The sequence below is a fragment of the Sinomicrobium kalidii genome, from assembly GCF_021183825.1.
Lineage (GTDB): Bacteria > Bacteroidota > Bacteroidia > Flavobacteriales > Flavobacteriaceae > Sinomicrobium > Sinomicrobium kalidii.
In genome coordinates, this window is the sequence record NZ_CP089211.1 from 1336507 (window position 1) to 1361308 (window position 24802).

The following is a 24802-nucleotide window of genomic DNA, read 5'->3' on the forward strand; positions in this document are numbered from 1 at the left end:
GCTGCTATGAGTTTTAGCGTAAAGGAAATTATAACCGCCACCATGGTATTGTTTGCGGTAATCGACATTATAGGGAGCATTCCCATCATTATCGGTCTCCGGGAAAAAGTAGGCCACATTCAGTCGGAAAAAGCCTCGGTCATTGCAGGGATCATCATGATAGCTTTTCTCTTTGTGGGCGAAAAAATACTCAGCCTTATCGGTATTGATGTTTATTCTTTTGCCGTAGCGGGTTCATTCGTTCTTTTTTTCCTTGCTATCGAAATGGTACTCGGCATCTCACTGTATAACGATGAGGCTCCGGAGACCGCTTCGGTAGTTCCGCTTGCTTTTCCCCTGATCGCAGGTGCCGGAACCATGACCTCCATTTTGTCTCTGCGGGCAGAGTATCATGTGGAAAACATCATTATAGCCATCATTATCAATATTCTTTTCGTTTACATTGTCCTTAAATCTTCCAAAAAGATAGAGCGCATGCTGGGCAAGTCCGGGCTGGGGGTTATCCGGAAGATTTTCGGTGTGGTCTTGCTGGCCATTGCCGTAAAATTGTTTGCCAGTAATGCCTCAAACCTCTTTTAAATCTTAATCCGTACACCTTCCATTTCGGGGCTGTGACGGCCATAGGAATGCTATATCCCTATTTTTAACCTCCTTCTAACACTGTACCCTAAAGGACGTTCTTTAAATCTTTGTACCTTTGCCTTCCGGATAAAAACACATATACATGAAATATTTCACCTTGATATTGATACTTCTGGCTGTTGGCCTTATAGGCTATAACATTACTTTGATAGATTTCGGTTCGCCTTTTGAGGAAGACAGTATTGTGGCCCTAATCGGCATATTTTCTGCTCTTTGCGCCATATTGCTGCTGGTTATTTTCACGGTTTCCAAAAAAATACAGGACAAGCTCAAAAACAGCAAATAATGTTTGATGCACTGATCATCGGTGGCGGCGCAGCAGGAATGCAATGCGCACTCATACTGGGCTCGGCAAAGCATACGGTCTACGGCAAGGACAAGAAAACCGGGATTATCATGCATCAAAAGGCCTCTCATCTGCAAAGCGCCCTGCTCAACAACGTGCTGGGTATTGCCCCGGGCACCACGGGTATGGATATCCTGGAACAGGGGAAACAACACCTGGCTGAACAATACCCCCATGTTACGCAAATTGAAAAAGAAAAAGTCACTGCCCTATCCGGCCAGGCCGGGAATTTTGTGGTAAAAACCAATAAAACGGAACACAAGGCCCGGATTATTGTGGTGGCCCTGGGATATACGGACCTTTTTCGTATTGAAGGGCTCAACGAATACCTGATTCCGCACCGACTGTCTCCCCCGGAGAAAAACAGGAAACAGCTGCAAAATACCGATCACCTGGTAAAAGAAGGGATTTACGTAGCCGGAACGCTTGCCGGATGGCGAAGCCAGTTTGCGATTGCAGCAGGCAGCGGAGCCCAGGTAGCCACAGACGTCCTGACACTGTGGAACGACGGCAAACACACCAAGGTTCACGACAAAATATAAAAAGCTACTAATAATCAGGACCGGAAAGACACGGTATTTTATCGGAAAATACTATTTTAAATCCGGTTCTATAAAACCGTCCCCTCACCTTTAAGACTGAGTTCCACTACCCTGGATATTTCATTATCTCCCATGTTGATTATCTGTGTGCGGGCGTCAGATCCGTAGAGTTGTTCCGCAATGGTAGCTTTGAGATGTTTCTTCAGATTGTCCCTGTATTTTGAAAAGTCTATCCTGGAAAAGTCCACACCGATAATTGCCCTGTTCCGCTTTCCGTACCTCACAAATTCTTCTATGAGCTCATCTCCTATATTTACTTCTTTTACAAATGTTTCCTCGTTGTATTCGCGATACAGGTCCCTGTCCCTGTCCAGATACTCAAACACGAAGTAAGACAGGAATCCATTTTGTAATATATAGTTCAGGGCTTCTTCCTCCAGGTTGGTCTCCAACGGGATAAAAACGTCGGGGACAATTCCGCCGCCGCCATACACAACCTTGCCCTTGGGTGTCGTAAATTTCAGGGAGTCGTTGACATGAATACTGTCGGCCGTAACCAGTTCCCCGTTGTGATACCTGTCGTAAAACTTGTTGTAATAATCATCTGCGCCATTGTCGTATGACCGCTGTATGGACCTTCCCGTAGGAGTATAGTACCGGGACACGGTAAGCCTCACCGAAGAGCCGTCACCGAGCGCCATTTCCCGTTGCACCAGTCCTTTCCCAAAAGAACGCCTGCCCACAATGATCCCCTTGTCATTATCCTGAAGGGCTCCGGCAATAATTTCGCTGGCCGAAGCCGATTTTTCATTGATAAGCACAAACACCCTTCCGTCTTCAAAGTCCCCCCGGGAGGTTGCATAGGTTTTCCGTACCTCATCCTTTTTGTTCTTGGTAAAGAGGATCAGCTTGCCTTTTTCCAGGAATTCATCGGCAATATCTTCCGCCACTCCCATATATCCCCCGGGATTGTCCCTGAGGTCCAGCACCAGTTGCGTGGCCCCCTGACGTTTCAGGTCGCCCAGGGCCAGCTTGAATTCCCGGTAGGTTGTTTCCGCAAAACGGTTTATTTTTATATAGCCCAGTGTATCGGTAAGCATGTAAAAAGCATCTACACTCTTAATGGGCACTTTCGCCCTTTTTATGTTGAATGTAAGCAGGGAATCTTCCTCTTTCCTGTACACCTTTACCTTTACCGGAGTGCCCGCACTGCCCTTGAGCTTACTCACCAGATCCCTGCTGCTTATTTTTCTTCCGAAAAGGGTATCATTATCTGCATAAAGAATACGGTCACCCGGTTTTATTCCCGCCTTGATACTGGGGCCGCCTTCTATGGGACGGATCACGGAAAGCGTGTCTTTATACATATAAAAACTCACCCCGATCCCTACAAAATCCCCCTGCATGTTCTCTGTCACCCTTTGCCTGTCTTCCCTGGGGATGTATACCGAATGCGGGTCCAGTTTTTCCAGTATTTTATTGACCGTAATGTTTACGATACTGTCAGTATTGACATCGTCTACATATTCGTGATCTATATAATCGATAAGCCGGTTCAGCTTTTCTTTCCGGGGATTGGAATTGGAAGAAAACAGTTTTCGGGGGGTATCGTCAAAATTAAGCCTCCCGCCAATAAGAATACCTGCCGCCAAAGCAGTAGCCAGAAGTATGGGCAGCCATATTTTCTTTTCGTTCTTCATTATTCTTCCAGGTTGGGGATGTGTTTTAATTCAACGCCCGCCTTGGCCAGAAATTGTAATCCGGAGTCATCTTTATATGCATGCTGGTACACAACTCTCTTAATTCCCGCCTGATGTACTAATTTACTACATTCTTTACAGGGAGACAAGGTGATGTACAAAGTTGCACCGCTACACGACTGTGTGGATGACGCTACTTTAAGGATGGCATTGGCCTCTGCATGGAGCACATACCACTTGGTGTAACCTTCGTCGTCCTCACAAATATTTTCGAACCCGGTAGGAGTCCCGTTATATCCGTCAGATATGATCATCCGGCCCTTTACAATAATAGCCCCTACCTGCCTGCGCTTGCAATAAGACAGCTTGCCCCACTCCAGGGCCATGCGCAGATAGGCTCTGTCGTATTTTTCCTGTTTTTTTTCTGACATAATTGTTAATACGGATAGTTTTCTATAAGCATGGGTATCACCACACCAATGACCACAGCAGATATGACCATGATCCAGTCTCTTCGGCTAAACCTGAAAATAGTGGATAAAATAAATCCGAAGATCAACACGGCAAGTACCACAATAACCTGTGCGGTTTCTATTCCCAGGGCAAATTCGAGCATGGGAACAAGTTTATTGTCCTCCCCTGCAACAATTCCCTTGAAATAGGTAGAAAAGCCCAGCCCGTGGATAAGACCAAAGAAAAGGGTAACAAAAAACGCCGGTCCGGACCGCTCCCTACCCGATCGCCTGGTTGCTATAAATATATTAAATAAAGCCGTGACCATAATGGTCACGGGGATAAGAAACTCCACCAACGTAGTACTCACTCTTATCAATCCGTATGTGGACATTACCAGTGACAGCGTATGTCCCAAGGTGAAAATGGTAACCAACCACAAAACTCTCTTCCAGTGACTGAAGGTATAAGGAACCGTCAACGCTATGAGAAAGAGAATATGATCATACGCATTAATATCCAGGACGTGTGTAAGCCCCAGTTTAAAATACAGCCAGAACTGTGACATAAATAAACTTTTTTTCGAGGTTGCCCAAACTTACGATTTATTTGGAAAAATCGTATATTTATATGATAAATAAACGATAACGTTAACTATAAATCAACAAGAAGTGAGTTGTGGAGCCGGACACATACTGGATATGATTAACCGCATGAAACAGAATGCTGCTTTAAAACCATCGCGCCGGCCAAAATTCAGGGACTACCGGGAACAAGTGTATTCTTCTCACTTCAAACCAGTAACTTATGATTTTCCCCGAACCTCCGTAAAGAAGCTCGAAGAACTCAAGAACGATATCCGCAGAGAAGCAGGCAAAGAACGCAGAAGGCAATTTGCAGTGTTATTGCTTATAGTTGCAGTGGTTTTCACAACTGCCGTATTCTTCTTCTCAAAACACGGCTAAGCAAAAGCCAAACAAACTGTTAAAGCATCGTTTCTCCGCAAAATTATTCGTAATTTTGTATACAAGTTTAAAAAAGCAGAAATATGTATCCGGAAGAATTAGTAAAACCAATGAAAGAAGACCTGACCAGTGTCGGGTTTACAGAATTACATACACCCGAAGAAGTAGATGCCGCCCTGGCCAAACCCGGAACCACACTTGTAGTGGTAAATTCGGTATGCGGATGTGCCGCGGCAAATGCCAGACCGGGAGCAAAAATATCTCTTGACAATACCAAGAAACCAGATCATATAGTCACCGTTTTTGCAGGAGTGGACCGGGAAGCGACAGACAGAGCGAGAAGCCGTATGGTTCCTTTCCCTCCTTCATCCCCGAGCATGGCCCTGTTCAAGGACGGAGAACTGGTACATATGCTGGAGCGCCACCATATTGAAGGCCGGCCGGCAGAAATGATTGCAGATAACCTTATGGAAGCCTATAACGAGCATTGTTAGGCCCTAATTTCAGCAATAAATTAAAAACCATTTCGTCTTTTCACGGAATGGTTTTTTGTTTTGGGTGAACCTCACAGAATGCACTTAAAAATCCATCCCCGGAATCGCCCTCCTCCCTGCTTCCTTTTTTAAATTTTAAATCCCGAAAGACCGTCTTAGCGCATTCCGTATTGGTGTTTCCTTAAAATTCCACTTTTTTATATGGTCTAAAAGCTGTATTTTGGTAGTGTAAACAAAATCTTACTAAAATGCCGGCACACCGTTTCCTGTTAAGTAAGTCCTGCAAATACTGTCTTCCCATAACTGCCATGATCTTTTGGCTGAGCAGTTGTACTTCCGACAATAAAAAAAGCGAAGCTCCTCCGTCCCGAACGGTGGAAATCGAAGTCGTAAAAACGGACAAGGTTTCCTCTTCCGTATCCCTGAGCGGGAATGTTGAAGGAAAACAGACCCTGCGGCTGGGTTTTATGGTTGCGGGAAAAGTAAATTATGTTGCGGTACAGGAAGGGGAAACCATTCAAAAAGGGACATTACTCGCCAGCCTGGACAACACCGATTATCGTATAAGTTTACAGGCCGCCAAAGGAAAATTAATGGAGGTCCAGGACAAATACGATCGTTTGAAGATCATGCATGACAGGAACAGTATCAGTGAAGCCGATTTTGTAGCTATCAAGGCCGGACTGCAACAGGCCAAAGCCCAACAGGAACTCCGCGCCAAGAATGTTAAAGATACCCGGCTTTATGCCCCCATTACAGGAGTATTGTTAAAAAAAGGGGTTTCGGAAGGTGAAGTTATTGATAAAGGCATGCCTGTTTTCGGACTGGCCGATATAGACCAGGTTAAAATCAACGCTGCCGTCCCGGAAAATGATATTCACCGCATTAAACTTCACCAGACGGCCAAGATCACCATCCCGGCATTGGACACTGTTTATACGGGGGAAATAACCGAGGTGGGACTGGCCGCAGAAGCCACTACCCGTACCTATAACGCCAGAATACTCGTAAAAAACCCGGAACACAGGATATTACCAGGCATGATTGCCGAGATTCTTATCGACACCGATAACGAAACCGAAGTTCTGACAGTCCCGGGAAGTGCTATTTTGAGGGATGCGGACAACAGCACTTATGTTTATGTCCTGGATAAAAACAGCAACACGGTATTCAAACGCAGCGTATCCGTAGGTAAATTTCACAAGGACCGGATAGAAATTACATCGGGGCTTGAGGAAGGAGAGCGTATTGTAACCGGGGCACAACAAAAGCTATACGACGGCACTCCCGTAACCGTAAAACAAGAGCCATGAATTTCGTCCGTTCTTCCCTGAAGTATCCACAGGTTACCATTTCCGTACTGGTTATTGTCTTTGCTGCCGGAGCATACTCCCTTTTCACCATGCCGCGCAGGGAAGACCCCAAGATCACCGTACGTCAGGGATTGGTTCTGGCATTTTTCCCGGGAGCCAATTCAGCCCAGGTAGAAGATCAGCTTACCCGGAAGGTCGAGGAAACGCTGTTCCAGTTTTCAGAAGTACGTAAGGGCAAGACATTTTCAACTTCCAGGGACGGTCTTATGGTTATTCAGGTAGAACTGGAAGAATGGGTCCAAAGTCCGGATGTGTTCTGGAACAAGCTCAACGTGGCCCTTCAGGTCACCAAACAAACCCAACTACCATCGGGCATTGTGGGTCCCCTGGTAAATTCCGATTTCGGGGATACGGAAGCCATTGTTCTGGGAATTACGACGAAAGACACAAATTACAGACAATTAAAGGAATACATCCGGAAACTCGAAGATAAACTACGTGGTTTACGGGCCATATCCAAAATGAAACGAATCGGGGAGCGACAACAGGAAATCGTTATTACCTCCAACTCGGAGAAGCTCTCACAATATGGTGTGAAATTTACCGATGTCGTCAGAATACTCCGGTCGCAAAACAATATTTATCCCAGTGGCCACCTGAAAACCAACGCTACCAAGGTCCCTTTTTACACCACCGGTTACTACAATACGGAAGAGGAAATTGCACGGCAGGTGGTAGGAACGGCAAAAAACGGTGATGTTATCCGCCTGGGTGACGTAGCCCACATTGAACGCAAGTACGAAGAAGCCTATTCCTACACCGCCGTTAACGGTCAGCCGGCAATGATGCTATCCCTGCAAATGCAGGAAGGTAATAATATTGTGGACTTCGGAGAAGATGTAGAAGAAATCATCGGTGAAGTTGCCAAACAACTACCATCAAATGTGGATATTGTCAAGGTCATAGACCAGCCCGGCCTGGTGGATCACAACGTAAGTCATTTTATTCGCGAATTTTTTATTGCCATCATTGCCGTAGTTATCGTCATACTGGTATTGCTCCCCTTCCGAATTGCCCTGGTAGCCGCCATGGCCATCCCCATGACCATTGCGATGACTTTCGCCATGCTCCACGCCTTCGGAATTGAACTGCACCAGGTTTCCCTGGCCGCACTTATTGTTGTCCTGGGTATGGTAGTAGACGACGCCATTGTCATTGCAGACAACTATGTAGAACTCCTGGACGAAGGGATGCCACCATCAAAAGCTGCCTGGCGCAGTGCCACGGACCTCGTTGTCCCGGTACTCACGGCAACCATAACGATTATTGCAGCATTCATCCCGATGATCATCCTCAGCGGTTCGGTAGGTGAATTTATCCTTGCACTCCCGCTCACCGTAACCATTGCCCTGGCTTCTTCGTTCCTGGTAGCCATGGTCTTCACCCCGATCCTTTGCCACGCCTTTATTAAAAAAGGGTTGCACCAGACCAATCCGGAAGCGGCGACTTCTAAAAGACCCTCCATGCTGGATCACCTTCAGAACATCTATGACAAATCACTCGACTGGTGCATGGCCCATCACAGGATTACGGTTTTTGGCAGCCTGCTCATGGTTGTAATAGGCATTGCCCTTTATTTCTTCATCCCTCAGAAATTCTTCCCGGCAGCAGAACGCAATCAGTTTGTTATAGACCTCTGGATGCCTACGGGAACTACCGTTGCAAAAACAGAGGCGGCCATCCAGCCTATTGCAAGGGAAGTAGCCGGAGACGAAAGGGTAGTTTCCTACGCCATGTTTACCGGGAGCAGTGCCCCCAGGTTCTATTACAACTTTTCCCCGGAGGTGCCGGCAACAAATTTTGCACAAATACTGATAAATACTACTGATGACAACGCTGCACAGGAGTTTGCCAAAGAATTAACACAAAAGGCAGATGCCCTGGTCCCGGAAGGCCGTGCCCTGGTACGGTTAATGCAGCAGGGAACACCATATCTTGCGCCGGTAGAAGTACGTATTTCCGGCGAAGAGCTCCAGACCATAAAGCACATAGGCAACCGGGTAACCCGGATTCTCGACAATACGCCGGGAAGCCTTAACGTACGCGACAATTTTCACGAAGACTATTACGGTGTGGCCATACAGCTGAAACCGGAAGCCAATAGGCTCGGTTTTACTACCGAAAGTGTGGCCAAGGCTTTATATGTCGGTTTTTCCGGTGCCCCGGTAAGTACCATGTATGAAGGAAGCACGCCCGTAGACCTTGTACTTCGATTGAATGAAGAAAGCCGGAAAGACTTCAGTCACCTGGAAAACACCTATCTCCCTTCTCCCGTTACCGGAAGTTCGGTCCCCCTTCGGCAGATCGCCACACTTGCCCCGCAATGGTACACGGGCCGTATTGTTCGCAGGAACGGGGTGCGCACACTATCTGTCCTGAGTGAAAGCAAAGACGGGGTATTGCCGGAACAGGTATTGAACCGTGCCCGTAAAGAAATTGACAACCTCGAACTCCCCCGGGGGTATCAGATATCATACGGCGGGGAATATGAAAACAAACAGGAAACCTTCAGCCAGATGATCGTGGCACTGGGGATCAGTATCGTTCTTATCTTTCTCATTTTGCTATTCCAGTTCAGGAACCTGAAAGAGACCCTGCTGGTTATGTTAACTATCCCGTTAAGCCTGTTCGGCGCTTTCCTTGGCCTGATACTTACGGGGAACAATTTCGGTTTCACTGCTTTTGTAGGGCTTATAAGTCTTTCGGGAGTGGTCGTCCGAAATGCCATTATCCTGATTGACCATACCAATGAACTGCTTGCAAAAGGAGATTCCATACCCGAAGCTGCCATTGAGGCTGGAAAAAGGCGCTTGCGTCCCATCTTCCTCACGGCAATGGCTGCCGCATTCGGCGTACTGCCAATGATCCTCTCCGGATCTCCCATGTGGAGCCCGCTGGCCAGTGTGCTGGCCGTAGGTGTAATCTGGTCCATGATCATTGCGTTGCTCACTATACCCGTATTGTATGCCCTCGTGATAAAACCTAAAGACATTGCCCATTCCATATCAAAATGAATGTTAAACATGAACACGCAACTGATTCCCATATACCTCCTGTTCATCCTTATATTGTTTCCCTGTTCCGCAAAGGGGCAGGAACCGCTTACACTGGGCCTGAAAGAGGCCCGGGACATGGCACTTTCGCATAACAAGCTTCTACAGCTACAAAAGGAAAAGGCCAACGAAAGTGCTTATAAAATAAAAGCCATGGCTGCCAAGGGAAAACCTCTACTCTATGCCAGCGGAAACTACCTTCATTCTTTCAATGAAAATAATTTTGTCATTCCCGGGGGAAGTATTGGTGACTTGCTGGATATTCCCATACCCTGGAACGATTTTACCCTTTATCGGGGAAACAGGGATATTTTTACTGCCGGTGTTCTGGCCTACCAGCCTCTCACCCAGATTTTCAGGGTGCATCATGGTGTCAAGGCCATACGTGCGGAAGCGAAAATGGAAAACAGCAAGGCACAACAGGCTGCACTCGAAATACAGACCGCAGTGGAAAAGCTCTTCTATGCCGTAAAAATACAGGAGAAAAAAATAACTGCAGCCACAGCAGCGATAGAACTGGTCAATGCCCGGTTATACGATGCGGAAAGTGCCAGGATGGCCGGAGAAATACAGGAAGTAGAAATATTGGGACTGAAAGCAGAAAAAGCAGGCAAGGAACACGACCTGACAAAAGCCGAAATAGCAAGGGACAACTATCTGGCAGACCTTCGCAATACACTTTCTTTAGCTGACAGTGTTCCTCTTGTGCTCGCCCCGCTTCCCGAAACATCCTACATCCTGCAATCCGAAATGCACTACCGTGAACAGGTACTTCAGAATAACCCTGAATTACAGGCCGCCAAATACCAGTTGGAAAAAGCCGAACACGGGGTCGCAGCAGCCCGGAACGCCTATCTGCCCGACTTCGGTATTACAGGAGGTGCAACCTATCAGGGAATCATAAAAGAATTGCCGGAAACCAACTATTTCGTCGGGGCCAACCTGACCTGGAATTTTCTGGATTTCGGCAAGCGAAAATCGGAGTTGCAACAACAAACATCCAAACAGTTACAAGCTAAACTTTTTGCCGAGAACACCCTGGAAGAAATCGAACATAAAATCGGAAAAGCTTATCGGAATGCACTACAGGCCAAACAACTCACGGATGCGGCACAACGGGCATATCATTTCAGAAAAGAAGAATACCGGATCAGGAAAGACGGACTGGATACGGGCTTGATCACTAAAAAGGAATTACTGGAAACCAAAGTAGAACTGGAGAAAGCAGCACAAAATGCCTATGCTGCACAGTTAAACTATAACCTTGCCATAGTGGACCTGAAAGTGCTTACGGGAACTATTCCGTAAAATCCGGAACCTTTAACTCCTGAACTTGCGGTACACAAAATACCCTAATACCGCCATGAGAATATAGGGAATGGCCATAAGATATACAATCCCGTTATTGATGCCCCGGGCAGCCTCCTGCCCTTCACCGCTCTCCAGTACGGCCCTGCACATGGCACACTGGGCCCCGGCCGGCAATACGGCCAGCAGAAGAACAAAGACGAGTATGTAGTATTTACGGCTTATGGTTTGTGATCTATAGCTATTTACCCGACAAAAATAATCGTTTTTAATCCTATAAACAAAGGAACATTGCTTCATTTCATTGCCGGATGGATGACAAAATATTCCCTATAAATTCATTGCATCCCTTTTTCGGGACTATCCGTAATACGGAGAGATCATCAGGTATACCACTACACCGGTTACAGCAACATACAGCCAGACAGGAAAAGTGATTTTTGCTATCTTCTTATGCTTGTCGAACCGCTTCGCAAGTGCCCTGACAAACGAAATAAGCACCATGGGTATAATGGCTATGGAAAACAGAATATGGGTTATCAGTATAAAATAATACACATATTTTATTGTCCCCTCTCCCCCATAGGGCGTGGAATCCGATGTCATGTGATAGGCCACATACATTATTAAAAATGCAGCGGAAAGCCCTATGCACCCCTTCATCAAACGCTCGTGCAAAGCTATTTTTCCGTTTCTTACCGCCCAGACTGCAATCACCAGTAAAACGGCCGTAACACCGTTTGTAGTGGCATATATGGGTGGCAAAAAGGTCAGTGGCTCCACATTGGGCAGCTTCACTCCGAAAAGTATGGCCACTGCCACGGGAATAGCAATGGAAAGGACCAGAATGAGTCTGTTGTATTTCTTTTCTTCTACGGTTGCAGCCATTCGTTCGGTTTTATTGTTTGAGCAGAACGGCAATATCGTTCTTCAGCATATCAATACCTTCCTGTTCCAATCCGTCGTAATACACAAGCGGGTTGCCGAATTTGTCTGTCCTGGAACGTATGTTTCCTTCGGCATCTATAAGCGCAAACATCCCGGAATGTTCAAAGCCGCCTTCAACCTCGGGGTTAACCCCTGCATAGAGGTTAAAGCCGTTATTGGCAAGATTGTATATCGCATCGTGGTCCCCGGTGAGAAAATGCCAGTTCGGGTGTTTAACTCCGTATTCTTTTGCATATTCCAGCAATACTTCGGGAGTATCGTTCTCCGGGTTGATGGTAAACGAAGCGATCCCGAAACCTGGGTTGTCCTGAAATACTTTCTCGAGTTTCAGCATGTTCCTGTTCATCACGGGGCAGATGGTGGGACAGGTAGTAAAAAAGAATTCCACCACATACACTTTCCCCTTGTAATCTGCATTAGTAATGGTCTTATTGTGCTGATCGGTAAATTCAAAGGGAGGTACCTGCCCTACTTTCACCAATTCCTCTTCACTGACCTTTACACTTTTCTGACCGATATTATGCCGGTCACTATCAACAATATCCCCTTCCCTGACGCGGTCAATTATTTTGGGAATAAAAATAATACCGAACACAAGGATAACCAAAGATATCCAGACATATGTATAATTTCCTTTCATCGGACTAAAGTTTTTCTGTTTTTGACAACCGGTTCCGAAACTGTGTTCGTCAATCTCATCTCCGGTGCCCGGGTTTAGATATTCACTATCATTTTACTTTTTTCAGATAAGAATCCCGCTTGCTGGTGGTATTGTTCTTTTTCAGCGCAAGGCGGTATTCTGCCAGTAACACCTTGACATCATCCACCATCTTGTCATTGAGTTCGGCAACCGAAGTGGCGTCAAAGCCGTATAGTTTATTGCCGGAATCCTTATCTTTTTTTCGTCCTCTCAAATTACGCTCCCTGTCCACTATAAAAACATAAGGGGTGCTCATACTGCCGTCCAGCGTAAGGTTGGTATGCAGGCTGCGGAAAAGATCCCGGATAGCTTCATCCGTTCCGAAGAGGAATTTCCAGTTTGCCATATCCGTAAGCGGGGACAGTTCCGATTTTAACGCCACTGCCTCCGTTTCCTTCCCGAGAGGCAATACCATGACGAACTGAAAGTCCTTGAATTCGTGAAACCTCTTGTATATTTTCTGATTGATGTTAAAGGCATTCCCCTTTTTATGCTCAAGGTCGTGCCCCAGGAAACCGAGCACAGTGATCCTGTTCTCCAGCTGCACCTCATTACCGTCTAGCGATTTAAAGGCCGTTACTTCATCCACGTTTTCGGTAAGCACCGGTAATTTCACGAAGTTATTCACCCCGGAAGCAAAAAACAGGTAAGCCACAATAGGAAGAATAAACAATACCCCGAGCACTAAATACTTCTTCATTTACGATACAGGTTAAAGGTCAAAGGACTGAAAATCCCCTAAACTCGGTACAAAAATAAAAAAGACGGTTCAAAACCGCCTTTTTTATACTGTTAAATATATTTTAGAAATCCCAACTGACATGACCATTGTGCAATACATCATGCACATAATTCCCTTCAGTGAGCAAAATAAATATCAAATACGGGATCAGGATCAGCAACGGGAGCACGATGGTCCACCTGAGACTGGCTTTCTCTCCTTCCAGGTGCATGAAAGCCCATGCAATATAATATGCCTTTACTATCGTAAGAATAATAAATATCCAGTTCAGTAGCTTCATTCCTATGAGATGCATCATAGACCACCCGGGCCGTACGATACCGAGAGCTACTTCCACAATGGTTACTACGGACAAGATAACAAATACCGTCCATATTCTCTTTACGTTTGATTCGTGTGCGTGTGCCATTTCAATTAGGTTATCTTAACTCCCTTCCGGGGAATCTTACAATATTGTCTGTTCTGTTGTTTATACCAGGTAGAAGAAAGTAAATACAAATACCCACACCAGGTCTACAAAGTGCCAGTACAGTCCTACTTTTTCAACCATTTCATAGTTTTTTCTCCTCTCGTAGGTTCCGAGGATAACATTGAAGAATATCACCACGTTGATCACAACCCCTGAAAAGACGTGGAAACCGTGGAAACCTGTGATAAAGAAGAAAAAGTCGGCAAACAGCCTGTTCCCGTACTCATTTCGTTCCAGGTCAGCGCCTTCCACCACCATCACGGCACTCTTTATCTTTTCTTCTGATTCGTTTCTGCTGAGCACGGTTTTGTGTCCTTCCTCATTAAGAACTTCTGTCCGTATCACCACATTGGAGTGTGCATTAAAACCATCTACAATATCCTTTACGGTGTATATTGCTTCGGCCTCACCTTCCTCAACACCGGCAGCCAGTCCGCTGGCATTCACGTGCTGTTTTGCTTCTCCTGTGGGTGTGGCAAAATCGTGAAGCGCAATGCGGTCGCCGGTATCGGCATCCACAAACTGCAAGATCCTTCCTCCCCGTGTTTCCAGTGCGCCATACTCTCCAAGAATAAAGTTTTTCCACTCCCAGGCCTGTGACCCGAGGAATATCAATCCTCCCACAATGGTGAGCAGCATGTACCAGGTCACTTTGGTCTTTTTGAGTTGATGTCCGGCATCCACGGCCAGTACCATGGTCACGGAAGAAAAGATAAGGATAAAGGTCATCAACGCTACATAATACATCGGGGCATCGACGCCGTGTAGGAACGGAAAGTGCGTAAACACCTCGTCCGCAATGGGCCAGGACTCGATAAACTTAAATCTCGAAAATCCGTATGCAGCGAGAAATCCGGAGAATGTCAAGGCATCGGAGACGATAAAAAACCACATCATCATTTTGCCGTAACTGGCCTTGAGCGGCTCATTGCCTCCTCCCCAAACCTTGCCTTCCGCGCCTTCTGTAGCTGTTGTAACAGTAGCTTCCATACACTAATACATATATCTGTTTAAAAAACTGCCCAAATTTACGTTTTTTTCTTATCTAAAGAAATAGAAAAATAAAATGAGGTATAACCACAAAAAATCAAGAAAATGCCAAAAGGTCACACCCAATTCTAAACCAAGGGTTTGCCCCGGTTTGTACTTTTCTTTAAAATGATTATAAATTACGGTCAAAAGTACAATAATACCTGCAAAAACGTGTACCATATGAGCCACCGTAATGGCATACAGGAACGAAGTGGTAATGGTACTTTGACTACCGGTAAAATAATACCCGTCTTCAATGATCTGGGAAAAGCCCATGAACTGCGACACGATAAATGCTACTCCCAGCACCAGTGTTACAAGCATCAATACAGTGCCGCTACCGCGGTTTGCCCTCACAATCGCTTTTTTGGCAAAATGGAATGTAATGCTGCTTGCCAGTATAAATGCAGTACTTGCAAAAAATGCAGCGGGCAGTTCAAAGTCCTTCAGCCAGTCGGGCCTGGTTTTACTCACCACGTACGCACTGGTAAGTCCGGCAAAGGTCATCACTATACTGACCATTCCGAACCAAAGCATCATCTTTTTGGCCCTGGCATTCTTTTCTTCAAAAGTTCCACGTGTTAAATCCATACTTCAGCTTTGCTTCGTGCTAATTTTATTCCGGGTACTTCCCGTTATTTTTTCTTATTATTTTAGTATCCGCCGATAAACTTGTCTGCCACATACACCACCTGTACAAAAGTAATATAGGCCACGCTGGCCAGCATCAGCTTCCGGGCGGAAGCATTGTCTTTTTCCTGATACAACCGTATGGCAAAATAAAGCATTCCCATACCCAGCAGCGCCACGATCACTGCCCCTGCTACTGAAAGATGCAGCTTTCCGGTAAGGCCGGTTACCGGGAATACGGAAACAATGATCATCCAGATCGTGTACATTATTATCTGCAGTGCGGTAGCCCTGTCTTTTTTTCCGGTAGGCAGCATGTAGTAACCCGCTTTCTTATAATCGTCATATAACAACCATCCGATGGCCCAGAAATGGGGAAACTGCCAAAAGAACTGTATCATGAACAACGTTCCGGGCTCTATACCGAAATTACCGGTAGCTGCCACCCAGCCCAGCATAAAGGGAATGGCCCCGGGAAATGCCCCCACAAAAACGGACAGCGGGGTTTTTGTTTTCAAGGGAGTGTAAACGCTGGTATATAAAAAAATGGATATGGCCCCGAACATGGCCGTTTTCGGATTTACCATATAAAGGATCACCACCCCGAGTATGGCGCATACGGTAGCAATAACAAATGCGGTATTCACCGACATCCTTCCCGCAGGGATGGGTCTGTTCATGGTGCGTTGCATACGGGCATCGAGGTCGCGTTCTATGATCTGGTTATAGGCATTGGACGCCCCTACCATGAAATATCCGCCTACCATCAGGAGCAGCAACACCTTATAGTCTATGGTCTCGGCGCCGAGGAAATAACCGGCAACGGAAGAAAACACCACACTCACGGCCAGGCCTACTTTGGTAATCTGCTTAAAGTCGTCCAGAGCCTGGGTAAAAGTCCCCGTTTTCGTTGTTGTTCGCAATGCCGTTTTCATCGGTTTCAGATATGAGATCGGAGATGCCTTCATGAATATCCCAAAACTCCATGCTAACATCTAACAGCTAGCACCTCCTGTCTAAATAATCGGGTGCAAAGATACCGTTTAAATTATAAAATCGGAATTTTGAGACGCGCTATTTTAAAGGGGCCTTTAATGTGTGGGATGTAAATATTTAAATTCGGTTTTTTACGCTCCGGACATACAGGTATTTGTGCTTCCGGATACGCCCTTGCCCGGCTTTTTCCTTTTATTCCTCCAGGGTCAGCATCAATTCTTCCCACTCCCTCGTCAGTTTTTCCAGTTTGCTCTTTTTTCTTTCATAGGTTTCGAAAAACACGGCATCTTCGGAAAGAGCATCGTAATCCGCTGCCAGTTTTGCATCGGTTTCCTCAATCTCCTTCTCCAGTTGGGTGATGAGCGACTCCACCTTGCTCAACCTGTTTTTCAGGGATTTCTGTTTTTTTTGTTCTTCGTAGGACAGTTTGGTCTCCTTTTGTTTTTCTGCTTTCTCCTTCTTTTCAACAGTGGCTTTTTCAACGGCCCGGAAATCTGTTACGTCCCGTTGCTCCAGGAAGAAATTAATATCGCCGAGGTATTCTTTTATCTTTCTGTCCTTGAATTCATAAACCTTGTCCGTAAGTCCCTGGAGAAAATCCCTGTCGTGCGAGACCAGCAGAAGCGTTCCTTCAAAATTCTGAAGGGCCTGTTTAAGCACGTTTTTGGATTTTATATCCAGGTGGTTTGTGGGCTCATCCATTACCAGCACATTAAAAGGGTCCAGCAGCATTCTGCAAAGTGCAAGACGATTGCGTTCCCCTCCCGACAGCACTTTTATTTTCTTGTCGACATCATCGCCACGGAACAAAAATGCCCCGAGCATATCGCGTACTTTGCTGCGGTTTGAATCATTGGCCGCATCTTCCATAAGCCGAAGCACGGTTTTTTCACCGTCCAGGTATTCAGCCTGGTTCTGGGCAAAATAGCCTACCTGCACATTGTGGCCCAGCTTTACATTTCCTTTATGCGCCAACTCACCTACAATGATCTTTGCAAGGGTAGTTTTTCCCTGTCCGTTCTGCCCTACAAAAGCTATTTTGCTCCCCCGTTCCACCATAAGGTCGATGTTTTTCAACACTTCCTTCTCTCCGTAACTCTTGCATACGCTCTCAGCTTCTATAACCACTTTACCGGGCTGTACGGAGAGCGGGAACCTGAGGTTCATGACGCTGTTGTCCTCTTCATCGACCGCTACCCTTTCTATTTTATCGAGTTTCTTGATAAGGGATTGCGCCATGGAGGCCTTGGAGGCCTTGGCCCGGAATTTTTCTATCAGCTTTTCGGTTTGCTGTATCTGTTTTTCCTGGTTCTTTTTGGCGTTGAGCTGCTGCTGCCTGATCTCCGTGCGAAGGGTTAGGTATTCGGAATAAGGTTTGTCGTAATCATATATCTTGCCCAGGGATATTTCTATGGTCCTGTTGGTTACATTGTCCAGGAACATTTTGTCGTGAGATACAATAACCACGGCCCCGGCATAGCGCTGTAAGAACTGCTCAAGCCAGATAATGGATTCTATGTCGAGGTGGTTCGTGGGCTCATCGAGCAGGAGCACATCATTGTTTTGAAGCAGTAGTTTGGCCAGTTCTATCCGCATCCGCCATCCTCCGGAAAAAGTATCGGTAAGCTTATCAAAATCTTCCCTTTTAAAACCGAGTCCCTGCAATACCTTTTCGGTTTCGCCCTGGTAGTTATACCCGCCCAGGATCTCATACCTGTGGGTAATGTCACTGAGGTCCACCATAAGCTGGTTATAGGCTTCGCTTTCGTAGTCTGTCCTTTCGGCCAGTTTGCGGTTTATTTCATCCAGTTGTATCTCCAGGGCCTTTATTTCTTCAAATGCCTGGTAGGCTTCTTCCAGTACCGTCCTGCCCTGTACAAAATCGATATCCTGTTTCAGGAAACCGAGGCTCGTGTCTTTATCGGAGGCGATGACCCCGGTATCGGGTTGCATTTCCCCGGACAACAACTTCAGCATTGTGGATTTTCCCGCACCGTTCTTTCCAATGAGCCCTACCCTGTCGCCCGGATTCAGGCGAAAGGACACTTCCTCAAACAGAAATTCTCCTCCGAAAGAAATCGATAAGTTGTGAATGTTAAGCATTGTCTTTGGTTTCCGGTTCTTACAGTTTTCAGTTTTGGAGTTCAGGAGTTTCCCCGGTTAGAATTTAATTTGGCTGCGGGGTACCAATGTACCGCACCGCCCCATTAATTGTCTCCTTGCCACCGGACCTCCCCCTGTTTTTTCCATAATCCGGTGCAAATAAACGTATTTTTTTCGGCCCGGCGAAGTTTGGGCATCCGTAAGCCCTACATTACCCCATATTTAGTAATTTTGCAAACAAAATCGAACTATCAATCTTCACAGCATGTTAAAAAAAGGAAGCCGCTTATACAGTATTTTAACAGGGAGTTGCCCCAGGTGCCAGCAGGAAAGCATGTATACCTCCAAAAACCTGTACCACCCGCGAAAGACCCTGAAAATGAACGAGACCTGTTCGCATTGCGGTATCAGGTATAAAATGGAACCTTCTTTTTTCTACGGCGCCATGTATGTGAGCTATGCCGTGGGAACTGCTTTTGCGGTAGCGGCATTTGTCATTTCCTTTCTCTTTATCGGCACTGGACTCAAAACGGCCTTCTTTGCCATCATGGGGACACTTATTGTATTCATGCCCGTAATTATGCGGCTTTCCAGGAACATCTGGATCAATTTTTTTGTCAAATACGACCCGGAAGCAGGAAAAAAACACCAAAAAGCCGGGATTTCCTGAAGGCGGATTGATTCCGGCAAGCTGATTTACTACCGATATCCTGTTTTTTTGATATCTTGCTGTAAATTATCCCGTTATGAAAACATTGCTTCCCTTATGCCTGTTGTTTTGCATTCCACTTACCGCACAACAATCCCGATCCATTCCTTCGTATTATGAAAAGGACGCCCTGCTATCGGAAAAACTGAGCGGAATAGCCCGGGACCTGGGACTGGACGGGGATTTCCAGGTAGGAGAAGACGGTACGGAACAGATATCCCTGGCCGTGATACAACTAAAAGATGGTGAAAGGCCAAAAATAGGCGGGGTTCATATGGAGAACTTCATTTACCCGGCCTCCGTGTATAAGATGTATGTGGCGGCCGAAGTACTCCGGCAGGTTTCGGCAAAAAAGTATTCACTCGATTCCCTTTATGTTGTCCGGTCACCCAATGATGTGGATACGGCCAGGGAAGTACTCTCCGACCCGAGGCCGCTGTTGCATGACAGGGACACGGTAACCGTAAACTACTTGCTGGACCTGATGATAACCCGCAGTGACAACTCGGCCGCAAATTGCCTTATAGACCTGACACAACGAAAAAACATCAATGCCCTGATGCACAAGTACAACTGGCAGGGCAGCGAAGTCACCCGCAAATTCCTGAAAAGGGAATTCGAAGACCCGGGGTACGGAGACATACGGGGTACGGAAACAAGTGCACTCCACGCTGCCGATTTCCTGTACCGGATCACTGAAAACCGCCTGGTCAATCCGTGGGTGAGCATGCAGCTAAAAACACTGCTGGGACGCCAGCTGGACAACACCAAGCTATCCGAGGGACTGCCGCACAATACCATGTTTTACCACAAAACGGGATGGTGGTCTTACTGGACCCACGATGCAGGAATTGTCAAGGACGGGGAAGTACATTACGTTATCGCCTGCTTTTTACCGCTCCGGGAAGAACAGGCCCTGCCCAAATTCCGCCTGCTTGCACAAAAGATCGATACGCTGATGCGGACGTACTGATCAAACCATTACACTGAAAGGTGCAAAGGTTTTGACAAGCAATAAAATTGCGCTCCGGTTATTGAATTATTTAGGCAATACCACTAACTGACTTAATAAACCGTTGCGAAAAAATACAGACCTGTTATCTCTTCCGACAGTTACCCTTGTGCGGCCTGATATTTCCTGAACCGGGACCGGAACCTGGAAATATCGATCTCCTCATCTAAAGAAGCTCCTGTTTCTATAAAATCATATAATTGCTTCGCAACATAAGGCCCTACCAGGGTTCCCCGGGTGCCCAGCCCGTTGAGGACATACACATTATTTTCCTGTGGATGCCTTCCTGCAAGGGGCCTTCTGTCGGCCACGGTGGGGCGTATGCCTGCCTCCTGTTTTATCACTTCAAAATCGCATTTCAGCAGCGATTTTAATTTAGTCAGCAACTCTTCCCTTGCCCTGGAGGTCGTCACGTTGGTTTTGTCTTTCCAGTTATAAGTTGCCCCGACCTTATAACGGTCTTCTCCCACAGGAATGAGAAACACCGACGACTTTACAATCGAATTCAGGTTCAACTCCGGAGCCCGGATGGTAAGCAACTCCCCCTTAGCCCCGCGGAGCGGAAGGTATTTAAAAAACGGGTTGGACAACATGCCGAACCCCTCGGCAAAGACAATCTGCCGCGCTTTTATATCCTTGTAACGCACCCCTGTTCCCGTACCTTCCAGCACTTCGTAATCCAGGTGTTCTTTCCGCAGGCAATCCTGCGAAAGAAGAAGGTCCGCATACTTTTCAATAAGTGCTTTCACTGCTATTCTTCCTGTATGCCACACTTCCCCGAAACCATGGGGAGCATCGATACCGGTATTGGTGTTCTGAATGATCCGCGGAGACAGATAAGGGGCCAGTGACGGTTTGTCAGCGGCTTCAAACCAGAGGTTCTGTTCTTCCACGGAAGCAAATTTCCGGTATACGGGCATAGGATAGACCAGTTTTCCGGACAGTATTTGCTCCAGTTTCTGATAAAAGGGGACCGCTATTTTTAACTGCTCTTCAGACCTCCATGCGGCAGTAAACCGTTTCAGCACTACCGGATTGTACACCCCGCCCGCTACGGACGACGACTGCTGGGAATCTCCGTCAAAGACCACAAACCTTTTACCGTTTTCCCGAAGCTGTTCACAAAAAGCTATTCCGCCCAGCCCAAGCCCCACAACAATATAATCTGTTTCCATAACACAAAAATATAAAACGCCCGAACAGTACGGGCGTTTCAGAGGGAATTTCGGATATTCTCATATCCGGGTTATTATGAATGAGGGTAACATTTATTCGTTTTTCCAGACGTCTTGTTCGAAATTGCGTATTTCTTCCTTGATGCGTTTTGCTTCCATCAACTGGAACATGGCGTTATCCGGGATGTAGTCACTGATCTCCCTGTCGCCATACACATTTTCTTCTTTATAGATAACAGCATTGAACCGCCTGGCATTCAACAGGTGATCGAAAGATATGGGCACCCCGGAATTGCCCAGGTTAAACGCCTTGGCTTCATGCAGCACCTGTCGCGCACTCGGATACCACACCCAGAAGAGTTCTACCAGATTGGAGCCATCGGTGATGCCCTGGTCCATAAAATTGATATCGGGCGCAACGGGCGCTATGCCCAGCAAACGGTATTTTAATTCGCCCTGGCGCTTGTCAAAATACCACATGCCCTTGATGTGATATTCCACAATATCCGCTGCACTCAGATCTCTCCGGTCTATATACATTTCGGAAACCTGCTCTCCGGCATTCACCTGTTCGAGCCCGAGGTCTGTCGTGTCCACCTTGGTCAGTGTAGCCTCCAGTTCCCCGAACCTCCTTTTTTCGGTAAAATAGGAATCCGCATAGATATCCTGTATCCTGCCGTTTTTGATATTGGTGACCAGCACATCGTAAAGTGACTGCCGGCCTACATGTGCACCCTGCCCGTCTATGGGGTAATACAACGGAAAGTTTACCCTTTCATTGAGGTCAATAACTTCCCAGGTCATTTTAGACCACAAGATATCCCTGTCTTCTACATAGCCATATTCCAAAGGTTTATTGGGATCGGCCTGGGCCTGCGCTTCGGTAAGCTTCCCAATATCCTCGGGTTTTTCAGCATTGAGTATATTAGCCTGTCCATTGACATTTATCCACATAAACGCCACCGTAACAGTTAACAAAACACCCTTCCAACACATAACTTTTGATTTTTTAGTTTAGCACGAAAAAAAACACTACTCCGTTAAAACTTTAACATTTAACACGTAAAAAACTGGACGACAAAAAGATACAATTAAAAAAAATTATTTACCATCTTAATGTCCTACCGAAAAGCAATACACTATTTACGAACATAAACTCCATAAAAAGGATATTATTGTGTATAACAATTTTTCCCGTCAAAAAAATTTTCAGTTTGAAATATACACTTTCTGTAAATAATCACAAAAAGAGATTTTTAATCGATGTTCCGAAAGATAGCGTAATTATTTACATCCCAGCGGCCTGTAATCAAAAATTTACTATATTGGCATTTCGAAACAGTGGATCACCTTTCGTAAAGTACAAACAGATAACCCCATAATGTTAAACCAAAACGATGTATCCATGAGCAAAAATTACCCCATTCTACTAGTTGATGACCACATTGTTATCCAATTTGCAATTGCCCGAATTATCGAGGACTTCCTACCCAGTGCAAGGATCACTTCCATTGAAGATTTTTCACAAACCATAGACCTTCTCAAAAAAGAATATTTTGAGTTGATCATTCTGGATATTGATATCCCCAATGGCATAGGTACGGAGATGATCAGTGTTATACGTTCCATATCCCCCGACGTAAAAATACTGATGTTCTCTGCCCTTAGTGAGAAACGGTACGCTATGCGTTTTATCCATGCAGGAGCCAACGGCTATCTGCACAAACACAGTTCAAAGGAAGAAATAGAAGAAGCGATCACCGAGGTGATAAACGGAGACACCTACATAAGCAGGTCTGTGACAAAGCATTTTCTGCACGAGTCCTCCCTGCGACACGGAAAGCCGTTGAAAAACCCGTTGAACAGCCTGTCGAATCGTGAACTGGAAATTGCCAGGTTAATTGCCAAAGGCAACGGCAACCTGGAAATTGTGAACATACTGGACCTGAAGAAATCTACGGTGAGTACACACAAGATGCGGATATTCAAAAAACTGAATATCGGTAACGTCACCGAACTCATCGAGATCTTTAACCACTATGACACACCGGTTATTGCCATTTGACGGAAATATCGGGACAAATGCATCCCTAAACAGAAAGGTGAACCCGCAGGCATGTAGAAGTTAAAAACGGGCAATCAGTGCTCGGTAACCGGGATCGGGATTAACCGAATACTGACTACCCGACAGGATAAACTTCAACTTTGCACAGGTAGCGGTGCATTTGTTTCCGGGTATTTATTTCCGCCGGCCCGGTATGTTTTTAATTGCCATAACCCTGTGGCGCATTTCGCAGCTTTTACCGCTCGAAATGCGCCACATTTTTATCAAAAAGGACAATTTGTCTCACACTCCCCTTCATTTTGACTGCCATAAATTCTTATATGGCATTAGAACAAGTTCTACAAAGTTGCCGAACAAATACTATATCGCCTGAAGCCGAAAATAACGCGCTGCACTATACTTTTGGACATATAATGGATGACACCCCATCCTGATATTAAAAGTTCTTTTTACATAAAACCACTCTACTTGGTTAGTTCACTGCCCGTTTTCGGGTTGTCACGGTATGACATGTACATTCGGGATGTCATCAGGCAACCTGCCCTTTTTGACCAACGGAGTGGTTTTTAATTTTTTCCGGACCGGTAAATGACCCGTAAGCATTGTAAATTCTCTCTATTATGAAATATAATACAATCGAAACAACCAAAGAAAGTAACCCCTCAATCACCCTTAAAAGGGATTACACCGTAGACGTAACACTTCTTTTAAAGAAGTTAAAGAGCCACCTCGGCATTCAGACCAACATTGAGTTATCCAGGGTCCTCGACGTAAAACCGAACACCATATCCACATGGAAGAGGAGGAACAGCCTGGACTACGAATTGATCATCTCGATATGCAACATGCTGGACATAGACCTGAACTCGCTGTTTTCAACGGAATATACCCGGAACAGATCGGCCAACAACATCCTGGCTGTACCCATCGAGGCGCAATACCAGTATGTGTCTAACTATCACAAGGAGGAATTCCTGGACAAAATGCCCAAATGTTCCCTTCCGTTCTCATTTTCCACCCCCAACACAAGGGCTTTCCAGATGGCCGGCATTTCCATGTCGCCCACATTGAAAGAAGGTGCTTATGTGATAGGCGAACGGATCAATGATCACGACCTTATTGAAGATAACAGTATATGCATCCTCATCAGCAAACTGCGGGGAATCCATATCAACAGGGTAAAGAAAGATCCGAAAAATCCCTACATACTCAACCTTTTAAACGACAACGAGAACTTTTCCAACAACATTGTGATGCCTGTGGAAGAAATTACCGAGGCATGGCGGGTGACTAACATTTTGTCCCTTGATATCGTAAAACGAGACCATTAATAATTGTGACCCGA

Annotated in this window: 26 protein-coding genes; 12 read left to right on the plus strand and 14 right to left on the minus strand. The window is 46.0% G+C overall.

All coding sequences use genetic code 11. The annotated features are described in order from the left end of the window. The first annotated feature begins 6 nt into the window (after positions 1-6). The 3 genes from LS482_RS05380 (at position 7) to LS482_RS05390 (ending at position 1530) form a co-directional block, all read left to right on the plus strand. On the plus strand, positions 7-579 hold the full coding sequence (locus LS482_RS05380) for a MarC family protein (RefSeq protein ID WP_233030725.1): 573 nt from the start codon (positions 7-9) through the stop codon (positions 577-579). 145 nt (positions 580-724) lie between these two features. Further along, positions 725-928, plus strand: a complete 204-nt coding sequence (locus LS482_RS05385) for a hypothetical protein (protein WP_233030726.1) — start codon at positions 725-727, stop codon at positions 926-928. Further along, positions 928-1530, plus strand: a complete 603-nt coding sequence (locus tag LS482_RS05390) for an FAD-dependent oxidoreductase (protein WP_233030727.1) — start codon at positions 928-930, stop codon at positions 1528-1530. The genes LS482_RS05385 and LS482_RS05390 overlap by 1 nt, the downstream gene beginning before the upstream one ends. Before the next feature lie 68 nt (positions 1531-1598). Here the strand turns inward: LS482_RS05390 and LS482_RS05395 are convergent, their stop codons facing one another. The 3 genes from LS482_RS05395 to LS482_RS05405 are packed head-to-tail and all read right to left on the minus strand — an operon-like array spanning position 1599 to position 4251. Then, entirely contained in the window at positions 1599-3230 is a 1632-nt protein-coding gene (locus LS482_RS05395) for a S41 family peptidase (RefSeq protein ID WP_233030728.1), read from the minus strand. Beyond that, positions 3230-3661 carry a deoxycytidylate deaminase gene (locus tag LS482_RS05400; protein ID WP_233030729.1) on the minus strand — a complete coding sequence of 144 codons (432 nt, stop codon included), beginning with the start codon at positions 3659-3661 and terminating at the stop codon, positions 3230-3232. The genes LS482_RS05395 and LS482_RS05400 overlap by 1 nt, the downstream gene beginning before the upstream one ends. 5 nt (positions 3662-3666) lie before the next feature. Beyond that, positions 3667-4251 (minus strand): HupE/UreJ family protein, encoded by a 585-nt coding sequence (locus LS482_RS05405; RefSeq protein WP_233030730.1) that lies wholly within the window; start codon positions 4249-4251, stop codon positions 3667-3669. Positions 4252-4396: 145 nt separating this feature from the next. On the opposite strand from LS482_RS05405, the gene LS482_RS05410 reads away from it, so the two are divergent. The 5 genes from LS482_RS05410 (at position 4397) to LS482_RS05430 (ending at position 10876) form a co-directional block, all read left to right on the plus strand. Next, on the plus strand, positions 4397-4648 hold the full coding sequence (locus tag LS482_RS05410) for a hypothetical protein (protein WP_233030731.1): 252 nt from the start codon (positions 4397-4399) through the stop codon (positions 4646-4648). 83 nt (positions 4649-4731) lie between these two features. Further along, positions 4732-5142 (plus strand): BrxA/BrxB family bacilliredoxin, encoded by a 411-nt coding sequence (locus LS482_RS05415; RefSeq protein ID WP_233030732.1) that lies wholly within the window; start codon positions 4732-4734, stop codon positions 5140-5142. A 248-nt stretch (positions 5143-5390) separates the two neighbouring features. After that, positions 5391-6455: an efflux RND transporter periplasmic adaptor subunit gene (locus tag LS482_RS05420; protein WP_233030733.1), complete on the plus strand. Its 1065-nt coding sequence runs from the start codon at positions 5391-5393 to the stop codon at positions 6453-6455. Further along, on the plus strand, positions 6452-9529 hold the full coding sequence (locus tag LS482_RS05425) for an efflux RND transporter permease subunit (protein WP_233030734.1): 3078 nt from the start codon (positions 6452-6454) through the stop codon (positions 9527-9529). The genes LS482_RS05420 and LS482_RS05425 overlap by 4 nt, the downstream gene beginning before the upstream one ends. A 9-nt stretch (positions 9530-9538) precedes the next feature. Beyond that, positions 9539-10876, plus strand: coding sequence for a TolC family protein (locus tag LS482_RS05430; protein ID WP_233030735.1), 1338 nt, complete (start codon positions 9539-9541; stop codon positions 10874-10876). A 12-nt stretch (positions 10877-10888) separates the two neighbouring features. Here LS482_RS05430 and LS482_RS05435 read toward each other — a convergent pair whose 3' ends face one another. The 9 genes from LS482_RS05435 to LS482_RS05475 form a co-directional block, all read right to left on the minus strand. Continuing rightward, positions 10889-11176 carry a hypothetical protein gene (locus tag LS482_RS05435; protein ID WP_437441010.1) on the minus strand — a complete coding sequence of 96 codons (288 nt, stop codon included), beginning with the start codon at positions 11174-11176 and terminating at the stop codon, positions 10889-10891. Positions 11177-11236: 60 nt separating this feature from the next. After that, positions 11237-11764 (minus strand): DUF420 domain-containing protein, encoded by a 528-nt coding sequence (locus LS482_RS05440; RefSeq protein ID WP_233030736.1) that lies wholly within the window; start codon positions 11762-11764, stop codon positions 11237-11239. A gap of 10 nt (positions 11765-11774) precedes the next feature. Further along, entirely contained in the window at positions 11775-12464 is a 690-nt protein-coding gene (locus LS482_RS05445; RefSeq protein WP_233030737.1) for an SCO family protein, read from the minus strand. Positions 12465-12552: 88 nt separating this feature from the next. Then, positions 12553-13224, minus strand: a complete 672-nt coding sequence (locus LS482_RS05450; protein ID WP_233030738.1) for a hypothetical protein — start codon at positions 13222-13224, stop codon at positions 12553-12555. 103 nt (positions 13225-13327) lie between these two features. After that, positions 13328-13675, minus strand: coding sequence for a cytochrome C oxidase subunit IV family protein (locus LS482_RS05455; RefSeq protein WP_233030739.1), 348 nt, complete (start codon positions 13673-13675; stop codon positions 13328-13330). A gap of 60 nt (positions 13676-13735) precedes the next feature. Next, a complete protein-coding gene (locus LS482_RS05460) occupies positions 13736-14725 on the minus strand; it encodes a cytochrome c oxidase subunit 3 (protein WP_233030740.1) in 990 nt (329 codons plus the stop codon). A 51-nt stretch (positions 14726-14776) separates the two neighbouring features. Further along, entirely contained in the window at positions 14777-15358 is a 582-nt protein-coding gene (locus tag LS482_RS05465; protein ID WP_233030741.1) for a cytochrome c oxidase subunit 3, read from the minus strand. 62 nt (positions 15359-15420) lie between these two features. Continuing rightward, complete coding sequence (gene cyoE / locus LS482_RS05470) at positions 15421-16332, minus strand: heme o synthase (protein ID WP_233030742.1); 912 nt, start codon at positions 16330-16332, stop codon at positions 15421-15423. Positions 16333-16585: 253 nt separating this feature from the next. Beyond that, positions 16586-18496 (minus strand): ABC-F family ATP-binding cassette domain-containing protein, encoded by a 1911-nt coding sequence (locus LS482_RS05475; protein WP_233030743.1) that lies wholly within the window; start codon positions 18494-18496, stop codon positions 16586-16588. A 265-nt stretch (positions 18497-18761) separates the two neighbouring features. Here LS482_RS05475 and LS482_RS05480 point away from each other — a divergent pair, with 265 nt between their 5' ends. Further along, positions 18762-19166, plus strand: coding sequence for a DUF983 domain-containing protein (locus LS482_RS05480; protein ID WP_233030744.1), 405 nt, complete (start codon positions 18762-18764; stop codon positions 19164-19166). A 76-nt stretch (positions 19167-19242) separates the two neighbouring features. Beyond that, the gene (locus LS482_RS05485) at positions 19243-20178 is read left to right on the plus strand and encodes a serine hydrolase (RefSeq protein WP_233030745.1); all 936 of its coding nucleotides are present in this window, start codon (positions 19243-19245) and stop codon (positions 20176-20178) included. Between the two features lie 140 nt (positions 20179-20318). Here LS482_RS05485 and LS482_RS05490 read toward each other — a convergent pair whose 3' ends face one another. Both LS482_RS05490 and porN read right to left on the minus strand, forming a co-directional pair. Next, positions 20319-21392 (minus strand): NAD(P)/FAD-dependent oxidoreductase, encoded by a 1074-nt coding sequence (locus tag LS482_RS05490; protein WP_233030746.1) that lies wholly within the window; start codon positions 21390-21392, stop codon positions 20319-20321. 93 nt (positions 21393-21485) lie between these two features. Then, positions 21486-22388: a type IX secretion system ring subunit PorN/GldN gene (gene porN / locus LS482_RS05495; RefSeq protein WP_233030747.1), complete on the minus strand. Its 903-nt coding sequence runs from the start codon at positions 22386-22388 to the stop codon at positions 21486-21488. A gap of 409 nt (positions 22389-22797) precedes the next feature. On the opposite strand from porN, the gene LS482_RS05500 reads away from it, so the two are divergent. Then, positions 22798-23457, plus strand: a complete 660-nt coding sequence (locus tag LS482_RS05500; RefSeq protein ID WP_233030748.1) for a response regulator — start codon at positions 22798-22800, stop codon at positions 23455-23457. Positions 23458-24077: 620 nt separating this feature from the next. Next, a complete protein-coding gene (locus LS482_RS05505) occupies positions 24078-24788 on the plus strand; it encodes a helix-turn-helix domain-containing protein (RefSeq protein WP_233030749.1) in 711 nt (236 codons plus the stop codon). The last annotated feature ends 14 nt before the right edge of the window (positions 24789-24802 follow it).